Genomic DNA, 22,163 nt, shown 5'->3' with positions numbered 1-22,163 from the left:
GCGACCTCCCCCGCAAGCGGGGGAGGTGAAACCAATCCGCAGCGGAATGTCGCGCATGTGGCGTGTTGGGCTTCTCTCCGGACTGGCGCTCATGACCGCGCCCGCGCACGCCTACATCGCCTATGTCTCGAACGAGAAGAGCAACACGGTCTCGGTGATCGATACCGACAGCTGGACCGTGACCAAGACCATCAAGGTCGGCCAGCGCCCGCGCGGCATCGACTTCACGCGCGACGGCAAGTTCGTGATGGTCGCGGTCGGCGACGACGACACCATCCAGGTGATCGACGCCAAGACGCAAAGCGTGGTGGACAGCCTGCCCTCCGGCCCAGATCCCGAATTGTTCGCCCAGGATGCCGCCGGCAAGATCCTCTATGTCGCCAACGAGAACGACAACACGGTGACCGTGATCGATCTCGAGAAGCGCGCCCGCCTCGGCGACATCCAGGTCGGCGTCGAGCCCGAGGGCATGACCATCAGCCCCGACGGCAAGACGCTGATCAACACGTCCGAGACGACCAACATGGCGCATTTCATCGACACCGCCTCGCGCCAGATCGTCGCCAACGTGCTGGTCGACGCGCGGCCGCGCTTTGCGGAGTTCAAGCACGACGCTTCCGAATTGTGGGTGTCCTCGGAGATCGGCGGCACTGTCTCGATTATCGATCCCGGGAAGCACGAGGTGATCGGCAAGGTCACGTTCGAGATTCCGGGCCTGCGGAAAGAGGCCATCCAGCCGGTCGGCATCGGCATGACCAGGGACGACAAGACCGCCTTCGTCGCGCTCGGCCCCGCCAACCGTATCGCCGTGGTCGATGTCGCGACGCGGAAGGTGACGAAATACCTGCTGGTCGGGCAGCGGGTCTGGCACATGGCGTTCACGCCGGACGAAAAATACCTGCTCACCACCAACGGCGTGTCGAACGATGTTTCCGTGATCGACGTCGCCGCGCAGAAGGTGATCAAGACCATTCAGGTGGGCGAACTGCCCTGGGGCATCGCGATCGCGCCATGACCAGTCCCGCCTCCATCGCCGAGCCGCGCGACAGCGCGCCGAAGCTAGATCCGGCGGCGGTGCCGGCGCTGTCGGTCGACGGCGTCAGCCATGCCTACGGCCCGCGCCGGGCGTTGATGGACGTCTCCTTCAACGTGCAGCCCGCGAGCTTCACCGCATTGCTCGGCCTCAACGGCGCCGGCAAGAGCACGCTGTTCTCGCTCATCACGCGGCTGTTCGGCATCCAGTCCGGCCGCGTCGGCATCTTCGGTCATGACGTCAGCAAGAGCCCCGGCGAGGCGCTGCGGCTGCTCGGCGTCGTGTTCCAGCCGCGCACGCTCGATCTCGACCTGTCGCTGACGCAGAACCTGCTCTATCACGCCGCGCTGCACGGCATCAGCCGCCGCGAGGCGGCCGCGCGCAGCGCCGAACTGCTCGGCCGCATCGGCCTCTCCGAGCGCGCCGGCAGCAAGGTGCGCGATCTCTCCGGCGGCCAGATGCGGCGGCTGGAGATCGCACGCGCGCTGCTGCACCGGCCGCGCCTGTTGCTGCTGGACGAGCCGACCGTCGGCCTCGACGTCAAGGCGCGCGCCGATATCATCAGCCACGTCCGCCAGCTCGTCACCGAGCAAGGCATCGGCGTGCTCTGGGCCACGCATCTGTTCGACGAGATCATGGCCGGGGACGACCTCGTGGTGCTGCACCAGGGCAAGGTGCTGGCGCAGGGGCCGATGAGCCGCGTCGTCACCGAAGCCGGCGCACAGGACGTCAACACCGCCTTCATGCGCCTGACCGGCGCGCAAGTAGTGCCGGGAGGCGGCGTATGAGCAGCATCACCACGCGCGAGGCGCCGCGCGGCTTCTCGTTCCAAGAGTACATGACTTGCCTCACCGGCATCGTCTGGCGCGAGGGCTTGCGCTTCCTGCATCAGCGCGAACGCTTCGTCTCGGCGCTGGTGCGCCCCCTGGTGTGGCTCTTCATCTTCGCGGCCGGCTTCCGCCAGGTGCTCGGCATCTCCATCATCCCGCCCTACGAGACCTACATCCTCTACGAGGTCTATATCGCGCCGGGGCTGATGGCGATGATCCAGCTCTTCAACGGCATGCAGTCCTCGCTCTCGATGGTCTATGACCGCGAGATGGGCAATATGCGCACGCTGCTGGTGAGTCCGCTGCCGCGCGGCTTCCTGCTGTTCTGCAAGCTGCTGGCGGGCACCGCGGTGTCGCTGCTCCAGGTCTATGCGTTCCTCTTGATCGCCTGGTTCTGGGACATCACGCCGCCATCATCCGGCTACTTCACCGTGCTGCCCGCGCTGATCCTGTCCGGATTGATGCTGGGTTCGCTCGGCATGCTGATCTCGTCCGGCATCAAGCAGCTGGAAAACTTCGCCGGCGTGATGAACTTCGTGATTTTCCCGATGTTCTTCGCCTCCTCCGCACTCTACCCGCTCTGGCGGGTGCAGGAGGGCAGCCCTTATCTGTACTATCTCTGTGAGGCCAATCCGTTCACCCATGCGGTCGAGCTGATCCGTTTTGCGCTCTACGGGCAAATCAACTGGATCTCGCTGGCGGTGGTTGCGACCTGCACAATCGTCTTCATGATCGGCGCGATTCTGGCCTATGATCCCTCGCGCGGGCTGGCGCGACGGGGCCCTGCGGGAGGCGAAGGATGAAGGCTCGGACCGTGACCATGGCCGTTCTGGCGCTCGCCGCCGCGAGCACGGCCGCGCGCGCGGCCGATCCGCGCTATCCGGACTGGCCCTGCACGCAGGCGAAAGTGCCGGAGATCTCGCTCGCCGCCGTCTGGGCCGGCCCGGCGCTCGACGATGTCCAGACCAAGTGGAAGGACGATGCCAAGATCAGCGCGCTGGTCTCAAAACTGTCGGCGCGCAAGACGCCGCTGGACGAGGCCGAGAAATCGGTGAAGGAATTCCTGGCCGGCTCCGCCGCTGACAAGACCGCGAACGCAAAGCTCCTCTTCGCCGGCCTGTTCGACACCCTCAACGCCCAGCGCTCGCAGGTCATGAACGGGCTCGAACGGGTCAGCCGCAAGCAGCGCGACGCCGCCGACAAGATCCGCGACGAGACAATTCAGCTCCAGGCACTCCAGGGCGCGACACCGCGCGACGAGGCCAAGGTCGAGGCGCTCAGCAACGAGCTGGTCTGGAAGACCCGCATTTTCGAGGACCGCCACAAGGTGGTGCGGTTCGTCTGCGAGGTTCCGACCGCGATCGACCAGCGCCTGTTCGCGCTCGGCCGTGTGATCCAGCAGGAAATGGAATAGCGTCAACCTCGCTGACGGCTCCGCAGAAGTTCCCGCGATCTCATTGCGACTATTAACCTTTGCCGCGCTATCTGCCGGAACCAAATCGCTCTAGGATGTCTTGTCGATGTGAATCTCGAAATGCCCGGAGGCCTCGATGGGAACCACCAGATTCATCCTCGCAGGCGCTGCGGTCCTCAGCGTGCTCGCATCCAGCGCTTTTGCTGACGACATGACCGGAATGGTCACCAGGATCGACCGTCTCAACGGGACGATCTCGATCCAGCAGACGCAGAAGGGAACGGTCGGCGGGAGCGCAGGCGGCGCCGGCATGCTCCAGGAGTACAAGGCCAAGGATGCCGCGATGCTGGATGCCGTCCATGCCGGCGACAGGGTGAACTACTCTGCGACCGACAATAACGGCACGGGGACGCTGACCAAGCTGCAGAAGCAGTAGGCCTCCACGGCGTCATGGCCGGGCTTGTCCCGGCCATCCACGCCTCGCCCACAGCGCGAAGAACGTGGATGCCCGGGACATAGGCGAGCGAAGCGACGCCGTCCTTCGGACGGCTATGCCCGGGCATGACGGTTACTATTGATCCGGCCGCGGCTCCGGCTGCCCTTCGTCGGTCGGCAATGCCGCGCGCTCCCAGCCGTCGGTGCCATCAGGATACCAGGCGATGTTGGAATAGCCGTAAGCCAATGCACGCCTGGCGGCGTTCCAGGACATCCAGCAGTCGGCCAGGCAATAGATCACCAGCAGCGCGGCCTTGTCGCCGCGCGACGCTTGCGCGAGGCCGCGCTGCAAATAATCGTCCATGGCTGGCGGCAAATTTCCGTAGCCGGTATCCGGCAGCCACAGGCTGCCGGGAATGTTTCTGCGCGGCGCATCGCGCCAGACCGTACCTTGGGGTAGATTTTTCGGCTTCGGCGCGCGCGGCATCACGTCGATGAACGCGCCGCTCTTATCCCGCCAGATCGCCTCCGCTTCGGCTGTGGTGAGCACGCGCGCGCCGGCGAGCGTCGCCGGCACCGGCGCACGGTAATTGTCGGTGCGGTAGCCCTCGGGCTCGAACGGCTCCGGCTGCTGCGCCAGTGCCGGTGCCGCCAGAACGGCGGCGACCAGTGCAGCGGCAACGCGCCGCCTCATGGCGCCTTCTTGGCCGTCTCCGCGCCGAGCGGCCGGTCGCTCTCGTCCAGCAAGGGAACGCCGAAGTCGAGCAGGATCTTGTTGATCTCGCCCTGGTTCTCCTGGATCAGCTTGTTGAGCTGCCGCTTCCAGTTCTGGTCGGCGGGACGCACGCCCATGCCGATGCGATAGACCAGCTTCGGCCCGGTGGTTTCCTTCACCAGCGGCGTGACATGGAGCGAGCCGGCTTTCTTGGCATAGAAGCCGGCCATCGGTCCCCACAGCACGCCGGCGTCGATCTTGCCGGCCGAGAGGTCGTCGATCATCGCCTGCGCGGAATTGTCGAAGCGCGTGTCGATCATCAGCGGATAGGGCTTTGCGTCGCCCATCAAGCCTGCGATCGCCATATTGGTTGCCGGCGGCGTGCCGGCGACGATGCCGACGTGCTTGCCCTTGAGCCTGGTATCTTCGAGCGTGTCGACGTCTTCGAGCCCGCTGCCGGCCTTTGCGACCAGCGCATAGGTCGTGCGGTAATAGGGATTGGTGCCCTGCACGAGGTCGTCGCCTTGCGGGAAACCCATGATGACGTCGCAGCGATGTGCGCCCAGCGTCATCCGGACGAAGCCTGTCGCCTGCGGGAAGAACACGTAGTCGAGCTTCTTGCCGAGCTTGTCGGCGAACAGCTCGGCGAGCTTGTTCTCGAACCCCTCGCCCTTCTCGTTGGAGAACGGCAGATTGCGCGGATCGGCGCAGACCCGCAGCACCTTCGGGTCGACCAGCTCGAACGAGAGGTCTCCGGTCTCGCTGGTCTGCGCCATGGCAACGCCGCCCAGCGCGCAGGACGCAACCAGGCCCCACAGCAAGAACAACCCGCGACGATGTCGTCCGGCCTCCGTCATCGCGCTTCCTCCTCGTTTTGTTTGAATGTTATCCATGCAACGCATGACGCGCCATGTTTTGCCAAACCTTGCGCTGGCTTCCCTTTGTTGCAGTGCAATGCAACAAACCCTTTGAACTGGGGCGGAAAAGTGTCTCACATCGCTTCAATGATCTCTGCCCTGACCCTGCTCGGGATAGCGACGCTAGCACGCACTGATGCAGCCGAATTGCCTGTAAGCGAAGTCGCGCCGGGAATCTTCGTACACTCCGGGACCATTGCCCTGATGACGCGCGAGAACAAGGGCGACATCGCCAATGTCGGCTTCATCGTGGGCACTGACGCGGTCGCCGTGATCGACACCGGCGGCAGCTTGCACGAGGGCGAGGCGCTGTTGGCGGCCGTGCGGGCCCGCACTGAGAAGCCGATCCGCTACGTCATCAACACCCACGGCCATCCCGACCATGTCTTCGGCAATGCAGCCTTCGTTGCGGAAGGAACCAGCTTCGTCGGCCACACTAGGCTGCCGCAGGCACTGGCGACGCGCGGTCCCTACTATCTCGACAATTTCCGTCGCATCATGGGCGGCGGGCTGATCGATCCCGTGAAGATCGTACCGCCCACCCTACTCGTTTCGGACACGATGACGCTCGATCTTGGATCGCGACGCCTGACCTTGCGGGCCTGGCCGGCCGCGCACAGCGACAATGACCTGACGGTGTTCGACGAGACGACCAAGACGCTGTTCGCGGGCGACCTCGTCTTTCTCCGCCACATTCCGGTCATGGACGGCAGCATTCGCGGCTGGCTTGCCCTGCTTAGGGAGCTTGAAGCGGTTCCGGCAATTCGCGTCATTCCCGGTCACGGCCCCGTGAGCGAGTGGCCTGCGGCGCTGGCCGATGAACGACGTTATCTCACGACGATGCTGTCCGACGTCCGCACACTCAACAAGAAGGGCGCGCCGATCCGAACCGCCGCGGACAAGGCCGCTGAATCGGAACGGTCGCACTGGCAGCTGTTCGAGGACTACAATGCCCGCAACGCAACCGCAGCATTTTCGGAAATTGAATGGGAGTAGCGGGCGCGCTACGCTATGCAGGAATGAGCTTCGCGGACCCTGACTGCTTCGTCCGCACGGGACCATGACCATGACGGGATGCATACGCCGCCTGCCCCTGATCGCCCTCCTCCTCGGCGTCGCCTTTGCCGCGCCGACGCAGGCCGAGGAGACCTACGATCCCTGGCCGGGCCTGGTGCAGGACATCTTTAGCAACCGTCCGATGAACGACGGCGCCGACGTGATCGGCATCGAGATGCCGTATCGCGCCGAGGACGCGGCCATCGTGCCGGTGACCCTGCGCAGCAAGCTCTCGCCGGGCGATGCCCGCCGTATCCGTTCGATCACGCTGGTCATCGACCGCAATCCGGCGCCAATGGCGGCGAAATTCGAGCTCGGGCCGGATGCCAATGTCAGCGAGATCTCCACGCGCGTGCGCGTCAACAACTACACCGACGTCCACGCGGTGGCCGAGCTCAGCGACGGCCAGCTCTATGTTTCCAAGACCTATGTGAAGGCCTCCGGCGGCTGCTCCGCGCCGGCGGGAAAGAATGTCGACGAAGCCAAGAACCGGCTCGGCCAGATGCGCTACCGGCAATTCGCGCGCGAGGACGCGCCGGCGAGCCGCGTCCGCGAGGCGCAGATCATGATCGGCCATCCCAACAATTCCGGCCTGCAAATGGACCAGGTCACGCAGCTCTATATTCCCGCCTTCTTCATCAACCAGTTGAAGCTGACGCAGGACGACAGCCCCGTGCTGTCAATGGAAGGCGGCATCTCGATCTCCGAAGATCCCAATCTGCGCTTCACCTATGTCTCCAACGGCGCCAAGCGTTTCCGCGCGGAAGCGAAGGACACGGATGGACATGTGTTTCGGAACGAGTGGGATGTGGAGAAGCCGGGGACTTGATAGTCTCGCCGTCATTCCGGGGCGGTCCGCGGGACCGAACTATGGTGCGCGATTGCGCACCTGAGAATCTCGAGATTCCGGGTTCGATGCTTCGCATCGCCCCGGAATGACGGTGTTAGATCAGAAACACCTCACCTCGGCTTCCGCCTGCGCCCGCCTCAAATCATTCACCGCCGAATTCGCCTGCTCCGACGTGCGAAACTGGACGCCGAGATTGCCGCGCACCTGGGACATGCTGAGCGCGGTCTCGGCGGTGACATAGCGCTCATAGGTGACGATGGACGCCACAACGTCGATCGAGCAGGAACATTGCTCGATCGCGGCCCGTGTCTCGCCATTGGCCTTCATGCAGCCATAGACATATTCCGCGCGCGCCGCCGTCGGATAGTCGTTGGCCTCCTGCGCGCACGCCGTGGACACGGTCGCCGCCAGCACCGCCAATGCGGCGACAATCGGTCGTAGCTGTCCCGCCAGATTCATGAGCGTCCTCCCGCTGGTTGCGATGAAAGCTATGCTATGCGTATTCTCCTGAAAAGCACTCCCTTCGAGGAAACGGCTCACAAGGTGATGAGAGCACTTGGTCGGACATTGGCGCTCGCGGTGACGCTGGCGCTGACACAGGTCGCAAGCGTCCGCGCCGCGGATACCATCCGCCTTGCGGTGCAGAAGACCGGAACATTCTCCTGGGAGCTGGCCGCGATCCGGGCCGGCGGCCTCGACAAGGAAGCCGACCTGTCGCTGGTGGTCACCGAGCTTGCGAGCCCCGAAGCCGGCAAGATCGCGCTGCGTGCGGGCAGCGCCGACATCATCCTGTCGGACTGGCTATGGGTGTCGCGCGAGCGCGCCCTCGGCGCCAAGCTCACCTTCTACCCCTATTCCAGCGCACTTGGCGCCGTAATGGTGCCCGCGGCCTCGCCGATCAAGACGCTCGCCGACCTCAAGGGCCGCAAGCTCGCCGTCGGTGGTGGCGCGATCGACAAGAGCTGGCTGCTGCTGCAGGCGCGGATGAAGCAGGACGGCATCGACCTGAAGTCCGACGCGACCATCGTCTATGGCGCGCCGCCCTTGATCGCCGCCAAGGCGCTTGACGGCGAAATGGATGCCAGCCTCAATTTCTGGAATTTCTGCGCCCAGCTCGAGGCCAAGGGCTTTCGCCGCCTCGCCGGCATCGAGGACATCCTGCCGAAGTTGGGGGCCAAGGGCGCGGTCTCCGCGGTCGGTTATGTCTTCGACGAGGGCTGGGCCGCAAGCCACCGCGATGCGGTGGCGCGTTTCATTGCGATGACCCGCAAGGCCAAGCAGCTGCTGGTCACCTCCGACGCCGCCTGGGAGAAGATCGCGCCGCTCACCGGCACGAGCGATGCCGTCATGCTCAAGACCTACCGTGACCGTTATCGCGACGGCATTCCGCGCCGGAGCATCGCCGACGAGGAGGCCGATGCGCGCGTGCTCTATCGCGTGTTGGCCGAGACCGGCGGCCGCGACCTGGTCGGGCCGGCGGCCGAACTCGACCCCGGCACCTTCTATCATGCAGTCCCCGGAGACTGAGGTGCTGCGTCTGCTCTCGTTTTCCCTATTCCTCGCGACCTGGTGGCTTGCAGCGCTGTTCGTCGGCGGCGCAAAGCTGCCCTCCCCGCCTGCCGTGCTCACCGTCATCATCGCGGAAGCGTCGAGCGGCGCGCTGTTCCTGCATCTCGGCGCCACGCTGGCGCGCGTCGCGCTCGCCTTCGTGCTGGCGATGTCGCTCGGCAGCGCCATCGGCTACCTGATGGGGCGGGTGAAGCTCGCCGACCGGCTCGGCGATCCCTGGCTGATCCTGCTGCTCAACCTGCCTGCGCTGGTCGTGATCGTGCTCGCGTATATCTGGGCCGGCCTGACCGAGGCGGCGGCGATCGCCGCGATCGCCATCAACAAGCTGCCGACCGCCATCGTCACCTTGCGCGAGGGCACGCGCGCGCTCGACCGTTCGCTGGACGAGATGGCGAGCGTGTTCGCGATGCCGCGCTGGCGTGCCTTCCGCCATGTCGTGCTGCCGCAGCTTGCGCCTTATATCGCGGCCTCGGCGCGCTCCGGATTGTCGCTGGTGTGGAAGATCGTGCTGGTCGCCGAACTCCTGGGACGGCCGAACGGCGTCGGCTTCGAGATCGGCGTCGCGTTCCAGCTGTTCGACACGCCGCGGCTACTCGCCTACTCCCTGACATTCGCCGCCGTCGTGCTCGTGATCGAGACCGTGCTGGTGCAGCCGTTCGAGGCCCGTGCAACAAGGTGGCGGCCCCGTGCGGCTTGAAGTCGATATCACAGGCAAGACGTTCAGGAGTGCCGCGGGCGAAACGCACGAGGTGCTGGCCCCGGTCAAGTTCGCGGTTCAATCCGGCGAGGTCGGCGTGCTGATCGGTCCCTCCGGCTGTGGCAAGAGCACGATGCTGCGCATCATCCTCGGGCTCGACCGCGATTTCCACGGGACCGTCGCGCGACCGCCGGAAGCGCGGATCGGGATGGTGTTCCAGGAGCCGCGGCTGCTGCCGTGGCGCTCGGTCGAACAGAATGTGCGGCTTGCGGCTCCAGACATCTCCGAGGCGAAGCTGTCGGAGCTGTTCAGGATCCTGGAGCTGGAAGCGCATCGCAGCCACTTTCCCGGCGAATTGTCGCTGGGTCTTGCCCGGCGCGTCGCTCTGGCTCGCGCCTTCGCAGTCGAGCCCGATCTGCTCGTGCTCGACGAGCCCCTCGCCTCGCTCGACGACGCGCTCGCGGGCCGCCTGCGCGACGAGATCGCGACGCTGGTCGCAAGCCGCCCCGTGATGACGCTGCTCGTCACCCACAGCCTCGACGATGCGGTCCGCCTCGGCGACCGCCTGTTCTTCCTGTCGCCGCAGCCGGCGCGCATTCTGGCGGAGGTGCCCATCAGCATCCCGCGTGGGGCACGCGGCGACGCAGAGATCGCCACGATCAAGGCGGACCTCGTGGCGAGGATCCAGGGCGAACATGGCGGCGAACGCGCCGGGCGTGATGCCTCATAGCCAGCCACGCAACGCGCGTGGTAAACAGGGCCGGTAGCGGAGCCTGATGATGAAGCGAATGGTCGCCCTCATGACGCTTGGCCTCGCTCTCGTCGCGACCATGGCGAGCGCGCAGGACATGATGCGTGACGTCGACCTCACGTCACCCGCGATGGTCTCCGCGGAAATGAGCCGGCAGGAGGTCGAGGCCATCCTGGGCAAAGCGAGCGCCGGGGCGCCGGCCGATTTCACCGGCAAGCGGTTGTCGGGGCTCGATCTCTCGGGTCTCGACCTTTCCACGGTGATTTTCCGTGCGGCACGACTCAACAAGACAAAACTCGCCGGTGCCCGTCTGGATCATGCGATCCTCGATCAGGCGTGGCTGCTGGACGCCGATCTCGCGGGCGCGAGCCTGAAGGGCGCCAACCTGTTCGCCTCGCAAATGGCGCGCGCGCGTCTAGACGGCGCGGACCTGACCGGTGCTCGCATCGCGGCCGACCTCACCGGCGCAAGCCTGGTCGGCGCCTCGATTGCGGATGCGCATCTTGGCGCCGATATGCGCAACCAGTCGATGGGACTCATGCGCGCCGTGCTGCGATCCGCCAATCTGGAACGGCTGAACGCGCGCAACGCCGACCTGTCGCGCGTCGATCTTGAATTTGCCTCCCTCAAGGGAGCCGACCTGACCGGTGCGTCGCTCAAAAATGCTCAGCTCGGCGGCGCCGACCTGACCGGAGCTACCGTCACTGACGCCGATTTCGAGGGCGCTGATCTTACCTCAGCGAAGCTGATCGCGCCGATCGGCCTTGACCGCGCCCGGAATTTCGACAAGGCAAAGAACCGCGAGCGCCTGATCAGCGAATAAAGGCGCGCCTTTGGGAGGATCGGTTGATGCGTTGGTTTCTGGCCTTGATCGCGTTGTTGACGTTTGCCGGCGAAACCACCGCCCAGAGCAAGGGCAAGGGCATCCGGCTCTGGAACCTGACGACGGAGACGATCTCCGGCTTCCAGCTCTCGCCCGCCGGCAAGACCGAGTGGGGACCGAACCAGTGCCTGAACGACAAGGACAAGGAGGTGGACCACGACGAGCGGCTGCGCATCACCGGCGTCGAACCCGGCCGCTACGACGCCAAGGTCAGCTATCCCAACGCGCGGCAGTGCGTCGTCCGCGACATCGAGATCAAGGCCGACGCGGTGTTCTCGATCGCCGACAAGGATCTGAAGGACTGCACGAAATAGGACGGCCGCGTCACGCCTTGTCGTTCGCGTGCGGATATTCGCAGCGCCACCGTACCGCCTGCCACTTCGGATGGTCGCCAACCCATTGCGCGATATAGGGTGGCGCCGCCATCGCGCATTGCCGCGGCGACCCCGCATAGTTGAACACCAGATGCTGTTCCTCGCAGGTCGCAGGCGACAGCACCGCACACACAGTCACCACCAGGTCGATCGGGTTCATGCCGGAATCCTCACGCAAGGGCGATCAAGGTTTAGCATGAAAGGCTACGTTCCGAGGAGCCGGAAGTTTCAATCCGCCGTGAGGGTTGGCCGGAACAGCCGATCTCTCTGCTGCGCGAGGTCCTAACATGCGAGGCTAGAACTTGAGACCTTGACGCTTCCACATCGTCATGGCCGGGCTTATCCCCGGCCATCCACGCCTTGCTCCGCGGTACAGAGAACGTGGATGCCCGGGACAAGCTCGGGCATGACGACCCTGCATTAGAAATTAACGCCGAACACCAGCCGCGCCTGATGGCGCTCGAAATTGACGAGGTCGAGATTGGCGCCCGATCCGGCCGGGCGGCCCCAGGCCTGCATGCTCCAGCTCAGGGTGAGGCGCGAGCGCTCGGAGAGCTGGAAATAGGCGGTCGGGCCGACGAACAGGGCCTGGCCCGAGAATTCGCCGAGGCCGATGCCCTCGTATTGCCGGAAGTAGCGCAGCTCGCCGCCGAGCAACATGTTGGGCCGCACCCGCACGAGGCCGGCGAAGGCCGCGCCGATCGTAGAGCTTTTCTCCGACAGCCCCGCCACATCGAAGCGCGCCCATTCCGGCTGATAGATCAGGTTGAGGGCGCCGATGGCAAAGTTCGGGATCAGCTCGCGATCGAAGGCGAGCGTGAACTCGGTGCCGTACATCCGCCCCTTGGCGCCGCTGGTCTCGTCGATGCGATCGCCGTGGAGCTCGGCGGCAACGGTCAGGCCAAACGGCGCGCGCTCGCGGTCGAGCAGGCGATAGCGCAGGTCGAGCGAGGCGCCCTGGAAATTGAATTGACGGCGATCGTCGATATCGGGGACGCCGGTGATGTCGTGCAGGCTGGCGGTGGCGCCGAGCTCGATGCGGAAGTTCGGGAGCGGCACCACCTCGATCTCGACCTCCTGCGCGAGGGCGCGATAGGTGCCGCCGCCCTTGCCGAACCGCCCCGTGGTCTGGCTCTGGAATTCGCGCTCGCCGGGATTTCCGACATCGGTCCCGATCATGAAGCCGAAGATGTGCTCGGTATCAAAGCCCTCCTCGGCGTGCACGCAGGTCGGTGCAAGCGCGAATGTGCAGGCAGCCATGATCCAGAAGGTTTGAGCTCTCGCGCGCATCCCGAACACTACCACGGCTTCGACGGCGTTTGCCATCGAAGCCGCGGCAGGTTCGTCAGTCTTACTTGCGCGAAGCGCAGGCGTACATGTTGATTTCCATGCCGACCGGCACTTCCACGATCTTCGGAGCTTTCCAAGCCATCCGGGGTCTCCCAAGGTATTGAGCGCGACATCGCGCGAGGCAAAACCTAGGGCTGCGTCAGGCACAGCGCAAGTCTGGAATCGGAGCGCAAACACAGCGAACTGTCGCATATCGCTTGCGAATTTCCCTCTCGGGCAAACCGTCTTCGCTCCCAGTCAAGCGCGGCTGCTTTCACCGCAACAAGCGCAGCAGCGCGCGGCCGGCGCGCGAGTTCAGCTCCTTCGCATCGAGCGTTCCGTCCTTGTCGGGATTCGCCGCGTTGAAGCGCTGCTCCACCACAGCAAGATATTCGTCGAGCGTGAGAGTCCCGTCGTGGTCGGGGTCGGCGGCCGCGAGCTCTTTCGCGGTCAGCCGTCCGCGCAATTCGCGCGCGTCCAGAGTCCCGTCGTGGTCGGGATCGAGCTTCGCGAACAGCGCCGTAGCCGCCTTCTTCACCTCGGCAAGGTCGAGCGTGCCGTCATTGTCGGTATCAAACATCTTGACGGCATTGCCGGAGGCCGACCAGGCCGGACCGGACAGCAATGCAACCGTGAGCGCAAGCGCAACAGAGCGGCGTGACATCATGAAAACCTCCCTCACCAAGAGCTCCGATTCGAGCCGGATCGAAACGACATAAGTCCACAAGCGAGGCCCGGTTCAAGTCTGGAATTGCAAGTATCGCGCCGCACAACTCGCGGAACCGGTCGGCCCGCGCGCGGCGGCCCCGCGCTGGCATTTCCTCATGCCGTGGAATTTTTTCAGCGCCTGCGCACAAGTGAGAGTCGGTCGTCAGGTTTCCGTAAGGTAACTGACATCTGCGTCCAACATATCGGCATGACGCTTACGACTTTCGTATTGACGCGTTTTGCATTCGGGCGGAGTGTTGCTGTCGCAGCGTCAAAAGGCGCGCATATTTGGAGGAACGGATGAAACGCTTTGCGATGGCCGCGAGCCTCGTCATGCTTGCATCAACGTATGCAAACGCCCAGACCACCGAGCAACTGGTCAAGGGTGCGACCGATACATCGAACGTTCTCAACTACGGGATGGGCTACAATCTCCAGCGCTTCTCGACCCTGAACCAGATCAACAAGGACACGGTGAAAAACCTCGTCCCGGTCTGGAACTACTCCTTCAATGACGATCGCAGCGAGGAATCGCAGCCGCTGGTGTACCAGGGCGTGATCTACGTGACCTCGCACAACGCGACCATGGCGGTCGACGCCAAGACCGGCAAGCAGATCTGGAAATCCAAGATCGAGTATCCCGCCGAGACGCCGCGCATCGTCTGCTGCGGCATCATCAACCGCGGCGCCGCGCTCTACGACGGCAAGGTGTTCCGTACCACCCTCGACGCCAACGTGATCGCGCTCGACGCCAAGGACGGCAAGGAGCTTTGGCGGCAGAAGGCGGCCGACATCAAGGAAGGCTATTCGATGACGGTGGCCCCGCTGGTCGCCGACGGCGTCGTCATCACCGGCATCTCCGGCGCCGAGTTCGGCACCCGCGGCTTCATCGACGGCTGGGATCCGGCGACGGGCAAGCATCTCTGGCGCACCCATTCGATCCCCTCTCCCGACGAGCCCGGTGGCGACACCTGGAAGGGCGACACCTGGAAGCTCGGCGGCGGCTCGACCTGGATCACCGGCTCCTACGATCCCGAGCTGAACACGGTCTATTGGGGCATCGGCAATCCCGGCCCGTTCAACTCGGCGGTGCGCCCCGGCGACAACCTCTACACCTGCTCCGTGCTGGCGATGGATCCCAAGACCGGCAAGATCAAGTGGCACTACCAGTTCTCGCCGAACAATCCGTTCGACTATGACAGCGTGGCCGAGATGGTCCTCGCCGACATGAACGTCGAGGGCAAGCCGACCAAAGTGCTGATGGATGCCAACCGCAACGGCTTCTTCTACGTGCTCGACCGCACCAACGGAAAGCTGCTCGCGGCCAATCCCTACGTGAAGGTGAACTGGGCGACCGGCGTCGACATGAAGACGGGCCGGCCGATCGAGACCGACGTTTCAAAGGACGCACGCGAGGGCAAGAAGGTGACGGTCTATCCGTCGATCCTCGGCGGCAAGAACTGGGAGCCGATGTCGTTCAATCCGCAAACCGGATTGGCCTACGCCAACACGCTCGCCTTCGGCGGCAAGTACAAGGCCGAACCGGTCACCTTCAAGCAGGGCGAATGGTATCTCGGCATGGACCTCACCGATCCCTGGGAATTCGGGGACGGCGCGCGCGGCCATCTGAAGGCGATTGATCCGATGACCGGCAAGGCGAAGTGGGAGGCGCCCGCCGACATCCCGCGCTTCTCTGGCGTGCTGTCGACCGCGGGCGGCGTCGTGTTCACGGGCGCCCTGACCGGCGAGTTCGAGGCCTTCGATGCCGACACCGGCAAGAAGCTCTGGCAGTTCCAGACCGGCTCCGGCATCGAGGGACAACCGGTGACGTGGCAGCAGGATGGCGTGCAGTACATCGCCGTCACCAGCGGCTACGGCGGCGTCTACTCGCTGTTCTCCGGCGACGAGCGGCTCGCCAAGGTGCCGCCCGGCGGCTCGCTGTGGGTCTTTGCGGTCAAGCAATAGCCCCGGCAAGATGCTGAGAGAAGTGGCTTACAAGACGGCGGCGAAGATCGCCGCCGTCGCGGTGCTGACGGTCGCGCTTGCGGCGACCGCTCGTGCCGCGGATGACGCAACCGGCAATCCCGTGCAGGCGCAGATCGACCATGGCAAGTCGACCTATGCCGAGAAATGCTCGCACTGCCACGGCCCCAATCTGATGAACTCCGGCACCATCACGCCGGACCTCCGCGCCTTCCCCGACGACAAAACGCGCTTCGTCACCACCGTGAAGAACGGCAAGAACAACAAGATGCCGCCCTGGGGCGACATCCTCAGCGAGGACCAGATCGGGGAGCTCTGGGTCTTCATCTCGAGCCGGAGGAAGCCATGAAGCGCTGGCTCGCCGCCTGGAGCCTCGCCGCGGTCCTCGCGGCCAACGCTGCGCATGCGGCCGATGGCCCGTTGAGCGTCTGTCTCGACGAGGACCGGCCGCCGCTCTCGGTGCATCACAAGGGCAAGGCGGATTCCGGCTTCGATGTGCTGCTGGCGCAGGCGATCGCGGAGCGGATCGGACGACCGCTGAAGATCCAGTGGTTCGAGAGCAGGCTGGATGAGGATTCCAGCCCGCAGCTCGAGGCCAACGCGCTGCTCTCCGACGGACGCTGCTCGCTCGTCGGCGGCTATGCGCTGACGACGGATTCCCTCGTCAAGCCCGGCATGAAGACGGCGCGCCTGCCGGATTTCACCGGTGCCACGCGCGAGGACCGGCGGCGCCGCGTCGCGCTCGGCGAGCTCACCCCGAGCCAGCCTTACGTCTACTCGCCGATGACGGTGGTGCTCGGGCCGAAGGCGAAGGGGCGCAAGATCGCCGACATCGGCGATCTTGCCGGGCTCCGCCTCGCCATCGAGAGCGGCTCGCTCGGCGATGCGATCCTGATGACCTTCGACAAGGGACGCCTGATCGACGGCATCACGCATCTCGTTCCCGGCCGCGACGATCTCCTCGGCGCGCTCGCCAGCGGCGACTATGATGCGACACTGATCGACCTCGGCCGCTTCGATGCCCACCGCGCCGCGCATCCGGATACGGCGATCACCGCGTCCGGCTACTATTATCCGATCGGCGCCAATCGTGGTTATGTCGGGCTTGCCAGTGACCCTGCCCTGATCGACGCCGTCAACAAGGCACTGACCGAGCTCGCAGCTGAAGGCAAGATCGCCGAATTCGGCAGGCAGGCCGGCCTCACCTATTTGCCGCCGCGGGAGCCCGTGATCCTCGGCGATGTCTGGATGAAGATCATTCAGCGGTGATTCTGTTCGTCATTCCGGGGCGCCCGCAGGGCGAACCCGGAATCCATTTCTCCGCAGAGCATGCGGCCCCAATGGATTCCGGGCCTGCGCGCTTCGCGCGCTCCCGGAATGACGGCGGATGTGGCTGGCAGCGTCTCACTTCGTATAGTGCGGCGGTTCATTCGGCCATTTGGTGAAGTCGTGAGCGCCTCCGCCACAGACCTGCGCGCCACCCTCTCCCGGGAAATCAAGACCGGCGAGCTGCTGCGCGCGCTGATCGTCGGTCCGAACAAGCAGCGCCATACCTTCCAATGCGCCAATCTGTCTCGCCTGCCGACCATGGCAGAGACGGCGTGATGCAGTAGCTTCGGTAAAAATCCGGGAGAGAATCATGTCCGCAAAACTCGATCGCCGCCACTTCGTCGCCGCCGGCACCACCGCACTCGCGATGCCCTTCCTCGCGCGCAGCGCCTCGGCGCAGGGCACATCGCAAGGCACATCTCAAGGCACCTGGCCGTCGCGGCAGGTTCGCATGATTTGCAGCTACCCGGCCGGCGGACAGACCGACCTGCTCGCGCGCGCCTACGGCGAATTCATCTCCAAGCAGGTCGGCAAGACCGTCGTGATCGAGAACAAGCCCGGCGCCGCCGGCGCGATCGGCACGGCCGAGGTTGCCCGCGCGGAGCCCGACGGCCACACCATCCTGTGCTCGATCTCGACCACCTACATCATGAACCGGGTGGTGATGAAGAATCCCGGCTACGACATGGACAAGGACCTGACGCTCGTCAGCGTCATTCCGGGCGCCGGCCTTTTGCTGGTCGCGAACCCCAAGACCGGCGTCAAGACGCTGGAAGATTTCGTCGCGTTCGCGCGCAAGAGCGGCAAGGTGAACTTCGGCACCTACAGCGCGGGCTCGTCCCCGCACATGACGATCAACGAGCTTAACAAGCAATACGGCCTCAACATCGAGCCGGTCCATTACCGCGGCGAAGCCCCGATGTGGACCGGAATGCTGGAAGGCACGCTCGATGCCGCGATGGGCAGTTACACGGCCGCGCAATCGGTCCTGCAAAGCGACCGCGGCACCGTGTTCGCGGTGCATTCGAAGAAGGTCGACGCGATTCCGGCCATCAAGACCCTCCCCGAACAGGGCGCCACGTCGAAATTCTTCACCGTCAGCGGGTTCACCGGCTGGGCGGTGCCGAAGGCAACGCCGCAGCCGGTGGTCGACCGGCTGGCCGAGCTCTGCGTCGCCGCCAACAGCGATCCGAAGGTGAAGGAGGTGCTCGCGACCTTCGTGCTCGAACCCGCGATCGGCTTCAAGGAGACCAATGCGCTGTATCAGCGCGAGCTGCCGATCTGGATCGAGAGCGCGCGGTCGTTGGGCCTCGAGCCGGCTTGAACCTTTGGGCATGGCGCATCGGACGCGCTTCCGCGGTGCGGCACGGCATCCGACCAAAGCCTAGGTCGATGTCGGCGACGGCCCCCACTATCATAGGTGGTGCCGGAGAACCTCGGGGTCCGAACGAGAAAGGCCGATCGCATGACGCCAGATGCCATCGCCATAGCCGCCATGATCATCCTGCTCTTTCCGATGGGCTATTTCACGCTGGCCTCGCCCGCCTTCCTGCTGGTGAAGCTCGACATCCGGCCCGTCGCCCTGCTGCTGCGTGGAATGTTCAATGCCCATTTCCTGGTCATGGGCGTTGCCGGAATCATCGGGACGGCGGCTTTCCTCCTCGCCGGACGGCCGCTCTTCGCCGCGGCGGTCGGCCTGCTTGCAGCTGTGGCGATTGGCGGGCGCCGCTGGTTCATGCAGCGGATGGACGACCAGCTCAGCGCGAGTGATGCGGGCGACACCGAGGCTCCGCGGCGGCTACGCCGGCTGCACTGGAGCGGGATGCTGTGCAACGCGGTCCTGCTTGCCGCTCTGCTGGCCAGCATTCCCTACATTGCGACGACGGCATGAGCGCATTGGCCGCTCGCCGGGAGCTCCCCGGCGTGCGCCTAATGCTCGTTCGCGGCCGCGGCGCTCTGCTGCCCCTTGTGGATCGAGGACGGCACCACGCCGAAATATTTCCGGAATACGCGGCTGAAATGCGATGAGCTGGAAAAGCCCCAGGAGAATGCCACGTCGGTGATGGTCTTGCCGGCGTGGGCCTCGAGCTCCTGACGGCAGTTCTGAAGCCGCGCCTGCCAGATGTAATCGCTCACCGTGGTGCCGCGCTCGGAGAACAGCATGTGCAGATAGCGCTTGGAGCAGCCGAGCTCGGCGGAGATCTGGTCGATGCACAGATCCGGATCGCGCAGGTGCTCGCGGATGAAGAACTGCGCGCGCACATACATCGCCTCGGGCCCGACCCGATCGAACATCGTGTCGGCTTCGCGCAGCGGCAGCAGCAAAAGGTCGATCAGCGAATCGGCGACGCCGACCGCGCTATTCGCCGACAGCTTGGCCGCCTCGTCGAATGTCGCGTGGACGAAATCGTGGGCGATCCGCCCCGTGCCCGTCTTCGCCGACAATTTGCAGGCCGGCATCCGCTGCGACGGGAAGCCGCGGTCGCGCAGCAGTGCCTTCGGCACGATCACCACGTCGTGACGCGTGAAGGCGGGGCTGATGATCGAATGCGGGCAGGATACGTCATAGGCGATGATGTCGCCGGGATTGATTTCGATGTGACGGCCTTCCTGCTCGAAATAGGACACGCCGTAGGTCTGGAAGTGGATTTTTATGTACGGGTGTTCGTTGGCCTTGGCGCGCGCCAGCGTGTGCGCGATGCGATGCTGGCTGACCTCGATCTGACACAGCTTCAGGCGCGAGACGGTGGTGTAGTCGATGCGGCCCTCGAGCGAGGACGCCTCCAGCGGATCGACGTCGAAATGCCCACACAGACTGGTCAGCCCGTCGATCCAGCTCTGGATCTGGCGCTTCGGCGTCATTCCCGTCGTCGAGAGCGTGTGAATGGTGTCGGACATTAATCCAGCCACTGGTTTGATTCGGAAATTTCGACGCGAATCGCGACCAGCGCTTCCGGAGCCCTCAGCCGAGATTGCGTGACGTTTACCTCGAATTTGAGCGGTCTTCTGCAACGAGCGCCATCGTTTCATTGCCACCCTTGAAGGTTAATCCTCCGCCTTAGTTGCAGCGCCGTCAAGGGGAACCTGAGCGCAGAGCGCGGTCCCGAAGCGACGCGGAAGCCGCTGAATTCGCTACTGCAAAATCAAAATCTTCGCGTCCGTGCGCTGTCAAGCAAACCGGCTTCCCTCTTGGGCAAGTTTCCCGATGACGAAGTCGTTAGGGATTGCGGCAGGAACAACAAGAACGGGCCGCTCCTGCACGTGGACCCGTGGCTCTCATCAGGAGGAGGAAACACCGCACCATCGTTTCTGGTCCCAATCGTGACCGCCCTGCACGAGCAGACGCCGGACGAGAAGCCCGGTGATTGAGCAACGCTTCGGAAACAATAAACGATACCAACGGAGGAATAACTATGCGCAAGGTGCTACTGGCGACCTATCTTGGCTCCGCGGCGGCTCTCGCCGTCGGCAGCGCTTCAGCCAATGACGAGCTGATCAAGATGTCGCAGAACCCGAAGGACTGGGTGATGCCGGCGGGCGACTATGCCAATACCCGCTATTCCAAGCTGAACCAGATCAACGCACAAAACGTGGGCAAGCTCCAGGTCGCCTGGACCTTCTCGACCGGCGTGCTGCGCGGCCATGAAGGTGGCCCGCTGATCATTGGCAACATGATGTACGTCCATACGCCGTTCCCGAACAAGGTCTACGCTATTGACCTTTCCAACGAGAACAAGATCGTCTGGAAGTACGAGCCGAAGCAGGACCCGAACGTCATCCCGGTGATGTGCTGCGATACGGTCAACCGCGGCCTGTCCTATGGCGACGGCAAGATCATCCTGCATCAGGCCGACACCAACCTCGTCGCGCTCGACGCCAAGACGGGCCAGGTGGCCTGGTCGGCGACGAACGGCGATCCGAGCAAGGGCCAGACCGGCACCTCGGCGGCGCTGGTCGTCAAGGACAAGGTCCTGGTCGGCATCTCCGGCGGCGAATTCGGCGTGCAGTGCCACGTCACCGCTTACGATCTCAAGAGCGGCAAGCAGGTCTGGCGCGCCTTCTCCGAAGGTCCGGACGACCAGATCAAAGTCGATCCGGCCAAGACGACGTCGCTCGGCAAGCCCGTCGGCGCCGACTCCTCGCTGAAGACCTGGCAGGGCGACCAATGGAAGATCGGCGGCGGCTGCACCTGGGGCTGGATGTCCTACGATCCCGCTCTGAACCTCGTCTATTACGGGTCGGGCAATCCTTCGACCTGGAATCCGAAGCAGCGTCCGGGCGACAACAAGTGGTCGATGACCATCTTCGCACGCGACGCGGACACCGGCATGGCCAAATGGGTCTACCAGATGACGCCCCACGACGAGTGGGACTATGACGGCGTCAACGAGATGATCCTCTCGGATCAGCAGATCAATGGCCAGGCGCGCAAGCTCCTGACGCATTTCGACCGCAACGGCCTTGGCTACACCATGGACCGTGAAAGCGGCGAACTGCTGGTTGCCGAAAAGTACGATCCGAAGGTGAACTGGACCTCCGGCGTCGACATGGACAAGAACTCGCCGACCTATGGCCGTCCGAAGGTGCTCGACGCAGCTTCGACCGACAAGGCGGGCGAGGACCACAACGTGAAGGGCATCTGCCCGGCCGCGCTCGGCACCAAGGACGAGCAGCCGGCAGCCTACTCGCCGGACACGCAGCTGTTCTACGTTCCGACCAACCACGTCTGCATGGACTACGAGCCGTTCAAGGTGAGCTACACCGCGGGCCAGCCCTATGTGGGTGCGACGCTCTCGATGTATCCGCCGCAGGGTGAAAGCCACATGGGCAACTTCATCGCCTGGGACGGCAAGACCGGCAAGATCGTCTGGTCGAACAAGGAGCAGTTCTCGGTCTGGTCGGGTGCGCTCGCAACCGCCGGCGGCGTGGTGTTCTACGGCACGCTCGAAGGCTACCTGAAGGCGGTCGACGCCAAGTCGGGCAAGGAGCTCTACAAGTTCAAGACTCCGTCCGGCATCATCGGCAACGTCACGACCTATGAGAACGGCGGCAAGCAGTACGTCGCAGTGCTCTCGGGCGTCGGCGGATGGGCCGGCATCGGTCTCGCCGCAGGCCTGACCGATCCGACCGCCGGTCTCGGCGCAGTCGGTGGCTACGCGGCCCTCAGCAACTACACGGCACTCGGCGGTACGCTGACCGTGTTCTCGCTGCCGGCGAACTAGCCCTACCTTCGTGTCGCTCCGGCGCGTGGATCAACTCCACGCGCCGGCTCGTCTCCACCGAACGCCTT

27 protein-coding genes are annotated in these 22,163 nt (G+C 64.5%); 19 read left to right on the top strand and 8 right to left on the bottom strand.

Annotation, left to right across the window (positions count from 1 at the left end; genetic code table 11):
- Positions 1 to 46: 46 nt before the first annotated feature.
- The 5 genes from WN73_RS06685 (at position 47) to WN73_RS06665 (ending at position 3,713) form a co-directional block, all read left to right on the top strand.
- Positions 47 to 1,015, top strand: coding sequence for a YVTN family beta-propeller repeat protein (locus tag WN73_RS06685; RefSeq protein ID WP_028174379.1), 969 nt, complete (start codon positions 47 to 49; stop codon positions 1,013 to 1,015).
- Positions 1,012 to 1,821, top strand: coding sequence for an ABC transporter ATP-binding protein (locus WN73_RS06680; RefSeq protein ID WP_110116822.1), 810 nt, complete (start codon positions 1,012 to 1,014; stop codon positions 1,819 to 1,821). The genes WN73_RS06685 and WN73_RS06680 overlap by 4 nt, the downstream gene beginning before the upstream one ends.
- Entirely contained in the window at positions 1,818 to 2,666 is an 849-nt protein-coding gene (locus WN73_RS06675) for an ABC transporter permease (RefSeq protein ID WP_110116823.1), read from the top strand. The genes WN73_RS06680 and WN73_RS06675 overlap by 4 nt, the downstream gene beginning before the upstream one ends.
- Positions 2,663 to 3,277: a hypothetical protein gene (locus tag WN73_RS06670; protein ID WP_271552131.1), complete on the top strand. Its 615-nt coding sequence runs from the start codon at positions 2,663 to 2,665 to the stop codon at positions 3,275 to 3,277. The genes WN73_RS06675 and WN73_RS06670 overlap by 4 nt, the downstream gene beginning before the upstream one ends.
- Positions 3,278 to 3,413: 136 nt before the next feature.
- Entirely contained in the window at positions 3,414 to 3,713 is a 300-nt protein-coding gene (locus WN73_RS06665) for a copper-binding protein (RefSeq protein ID WP_011088933.1), read from the top strand.
- Positions 3,714 to 3,848: 135 nt separating this feature from the next.
- Here WN73_RS06665 and WN73_RS06660 read toward each other — a convergent pair whose 3' ends face one another.
- Both WN73_RS06660 and WN73_RS06655 read right to left on the bottom strand, forming a co-directional pair.
- Positions 3,849 to 4,406 (bottom strand): PQQ-dependent catabolism-associated CXXCW motif protein, encoded by a 558-nt coding sequence (locus WN73_RS06660; RefSeq protein ID WP_028174375.1) that lies wholly within the window; start codon positions 4,404 to 4,406, stop codon positions 3,849 to 3,851.
- Entirely contained in the window at positions 4,403 to 5,284 is an 882-nt protein-coding gene (locus WN73_RS06655) for a substrate-binding domain-containing protein (protein ID WP_038966732.1), read from the bottom strand. Before WN73_RS06655 ends, WN73_RS06660 begins: the two co-directional genes overlap by 4 nt.
- 129 nt (positions 5,285 to 5,413) lie before the next feature.
- On the opposite strand from WN73_RS06655, the gene WN73_RS06650 reads away from it, so the two are divergent.
- Both WN73_RS06650 and WN73_RS06645 read left to right on the top strand, forming a co-directional pair.
- A complete protein-coding gene (locus WN73_RS06650; protein ID WP_271552164.1) occupies positions 5,414 to 6,340 on the top strand; it encodes a quinoprotein relay system zinc metallohydrolase 2 in 927 nt (308 codons plus the stop codon).
- Positions 6,341 to 6,410: 70 nt separating this feature from the next.
- On the top strand, positions 6,411 to 7,229 hold the full coding sequence (locus tag WN73_RS06645) for a quinoprotein dehydrogenase-associated SoxYZ-like carrier (protein WP_271552130.1): 819 nt from the start codon (positions 6,411 to 6,413) through the stop codon (positions 7,227 to 7,229).
- A 120-nt stretch (positions 7,230 to 7,349) separates the two neighbouring features.
- Here the strand turns inward: WN73_RS06645 and WN73_RS06640 are convergent, their stop codons facing one another.
- Complete coding sequence (locus tag WN73_RS06640) at positions 7,350 to 7,709, bottom strand: hypothetical protein (RefSeq protein ID WP_038966733.1); 360 nt, start codon at positions 7,707 to 7,709, stop codon at positions 7,350 to 7,352.
- An 87-nt stretch (positions 7,710 to 7,796) separates the two neighbouring features.
- On the opposite strand from WN73_RS06640, the gene WN73_RS06635 reads away from it, so the two are divergent.
- From WN73_RS06635 to WN73_RS06615, 5 genes are read left to right on the top strand one after another with little or no spacing between them, the layout of a single operon-like run.
- Entirely contained in the window at positions 7,797 to 8,777 is a 981-nt protein-coding gene (locus tag WN73_RS06635; protein ID WP_271552129.1) for an ABC transporter substrate-binding protein, read from the top strand.
- A gap of 1 nt (position 8,778) precedes the next feature.
- On the top strand, positions 8,779 to 9,516 hold the full coding sequence (locus WN73_RS06630; protein WP_011088940.1) for an ABC transporter permease: 738 nt from the start codon (positions 8,779 to 8,781) through the stop codon (positions 9,514 to 9,516).
- Positions 9,506 to 10,246: an ABC transporter ATP-binding protein gene (locus tag WN73_RS06625; RefSeq protein WP_162603703.1), complete on the top strand. Its 741-nt coding sequence runs from the start codon at positions 9,506 to 9,508 to the stop codon at positions 10,244 to 10,246. Before WN73_RS06630 ends, WN73_RS06625 begins: the two co-directional genes overlap by 11 nt.
- Positions 10,247 to 10,292: 46 nt before the next feature.
- Positions 10,293 to 11,090 (top strand): pentapeptide repeat-containing protein, encoded by a 798-nt coding sequence (locus WN73_RS06620; RefSeq protein WP_271552128.1) that lies wholly within the window; start codon positions 10,293 to 10,295, stop codon positions 11,088 to 11,090.
- 26 nt (positions 11,091 to 11,116) lie between these two features.
- Positions 11,117 to 11,464 (top strand): hypothetical protein, encoded by a 348-nt coding sequence (locus tag WN73_RS06615; RefSeq protein WP_182872250.1) that lies wholly within the window; start codon positions 11,117 to 11,119, stop codon positions 11,462 to 11,464.
- A 10-nt stretch (positions 11,465 to 11,474) separates the two neighbouring features.
- Here the strand turns inward: WN73_RS06615 and WN73_RS06610 are convergent, their stop codons facing one another.
- The 4 genes from WN73_RS06610 to WN73_RS06595 all read right to left on the bottom strand — a co-directional run bounded on the left by WN73_RS06610 (position 11,475) and on the right by WN73_RS06595 (position 13,520).
- Positions 11,475 to 11,684 carry a hypothetical protein gene (locus WN73_RS06610; protein ID WP_011088944.1) on the bottom strand — a complete coding sequence of 70 codons (210 nt, stop codon included), beginning with the start codon at positions 11,682 to 11,684 and terminating at the stop codon, positions 11,475 to 11,477.
- A 260-nt stretch (positions 11,685 to 11,944) separates the two neighbouring features.
- On the bottom strand, positions 11,945 to 12,850 hold the full coding sequence (locus WN73_RS06605) for a hypothetical protein (RefSeq protein ID WP_038966738.1): 906 nt from the start codon (positions 12,848 to 12,850) through the stop codon (positions 11,945 to 11,947).
- 25 nt (positions 12,851 to 12,875) lie between these two features.
- Positions 12,876 to 12,956 (bottom strand): pyrroloquinoline quinone precursor peptide PqqA, encoded by an 81-nt coding sequence (pqqA, locus tag WN73_RS06600; protein ID WP_008562446.1) that lies wholly within the window; start codon positions 12,954 to 12,956, stop codon positions 12,876 to 12,878.
- Between the two features lie 171 nt (positions 12,957 to 13,127).
- On the bottom strand, positions 13,128 to 13,520 hold the full coding sequence (locus WN73_RS06595; RefSeq protein ID WP_271552127.1) for an EF-hand domain-containing protein: 393 nt from the start codon (positions 13,518 to 13,520) through the stop codon (positions 13,128 to 13,130).
- 341 nt (positions 13,521 to 13,861) lie between these two features.
- Here WN73_RS06595 and WN73_RS06590 point away from each other — a divergent pair, with 341 nt between their 5' ends.
- From WN73_RS06590 to WN73_RS06565, 6 genes are all read left to right on the top strand, one after another.
- Positions 13,862 to 15,526 (top strand): methanol/ethanol family PQQ-dependent dehydrogenase, encoded by a 1,665-nt coding sequence (locus tag WN73_RS06590; protein ID WP_110116828.1) that lies wholly within the window; start codon positions 13,862 to 13,864, stop codon positions 15,524 to 15,526.
- A 10-nt stretch (positions 15,527 to 15,536) separates the two neighbouring features.
- Positions 15,537 to 15,893: a c-type cytochrome gene (locus WN73_RS06585; protein WP_028174362.1), complete on the top strand. Its 357-nt coding sequence runs from the start codon at positions 15,537 to 15,539 to the stop codon at positions 15,891 to 15,893.
- Positions 15,890 to 16,813, top strand: coding sequence for a substrate-binding periplasmic protein (locus WN73_RS06580; protein ID WP_097532461.1), 924 nt, complete (start codon positions 15,890 to 15,892; stop codon positions 16,811 to 16,813). Before WN73_RS06585 ends, WN73_RS06580 begins: the two co-directional genes overlap by 4 nt.
- Positions 16,814 to 16,993: 180 nt before the next feature.
- Positions 16,994 to 17,149, top strand: a complete 156-nt coding sequence (locus WN73_RS06575; protein ID WP_162603449.1) for a hypothetical protein — start codon at positions 16,994 to 16,996, stop codon at positions 17,147 to 17,149.
- Between the two features lie 34 nt (positions 17,150 to 17,183).
- Complete coding sequence (locus WN73_RS06570) at positions 17,184 to 18,197, top strand: Bug family tripartite tricarboxylate transporter substrate binding protein (protein WP_271552126.1); 1,014 nt, start codon at positions 17,184 to 17,186, stop codon at positions 18,195 to 18,197.
- 141 nt (positions 18,198 to 18,338) lie between these two features.
- Positions 18,339 to 18,764 (top strand): hypothetical protein, encoded by a 426-nt coding sequence (locus tag WN73_RS06565; RefSeq protein ID WP_271552163.1) that lies wholly within the window; start codon positions 18,339 to 18,341, stop codon positions 18,762 to 18,764.
- A gap of 38 nt (positions 18,765 to 18,802) precedes the next feature.
- Here WN73_RS06565 and WN73_RS06560 read toward each other — a convergent pair whose 3' ends face one another.
- Positions 18,803 to 19,771, bottom strand: a complete 969-nt coding sequence (locus WN73_RS06560) for a helix-turn-helix domain-containing protein (RefSeq protein WP_028174358.1) — start codon at positions 19,769 to 19,771, stop codon at positions 18,803 to 18,805.
- 515 nt (positions 19,772 to 20,286) lie between these two features.
- Between WN73_RS06560 and xoxF5 the strand changes: the two genes are divergently transcribed.
- Positions 20,287 to 22,095: a lanthanide-dependent methanol dehydrogenase XoxF5 gene (gene xoxF5, locus WN73_RS06555; RefSeq protein ID WP_011088953.1), complete on the top strand. Its 1,809-nt coding sequence runs from the start codon at positions 20,287 to 20,289 to the stop codon at positions 22,093 to 22,095.
- The last annotated feature ends 68 nt before the right edge of the window (positions 22,096 to 22,163 follow it).

The organism is Bradyrhizobium sp. CCBAU 45394 (assembly GCF_028128655.1).
In the GTDB taxonomy this organism is placed as follows: domain Bacteria; phylum Pseudomonadota; class Alphaproteobacteria; order Rhizobiales; family Xanthobacteraceae; genus Bradyrhizobium; species Bradyrhizobium diazoefficiens.
Note: the sequence above shows the minus strand (reverse complement) of the source record. Positions and strands in the feature narration are given on the sequence as shown.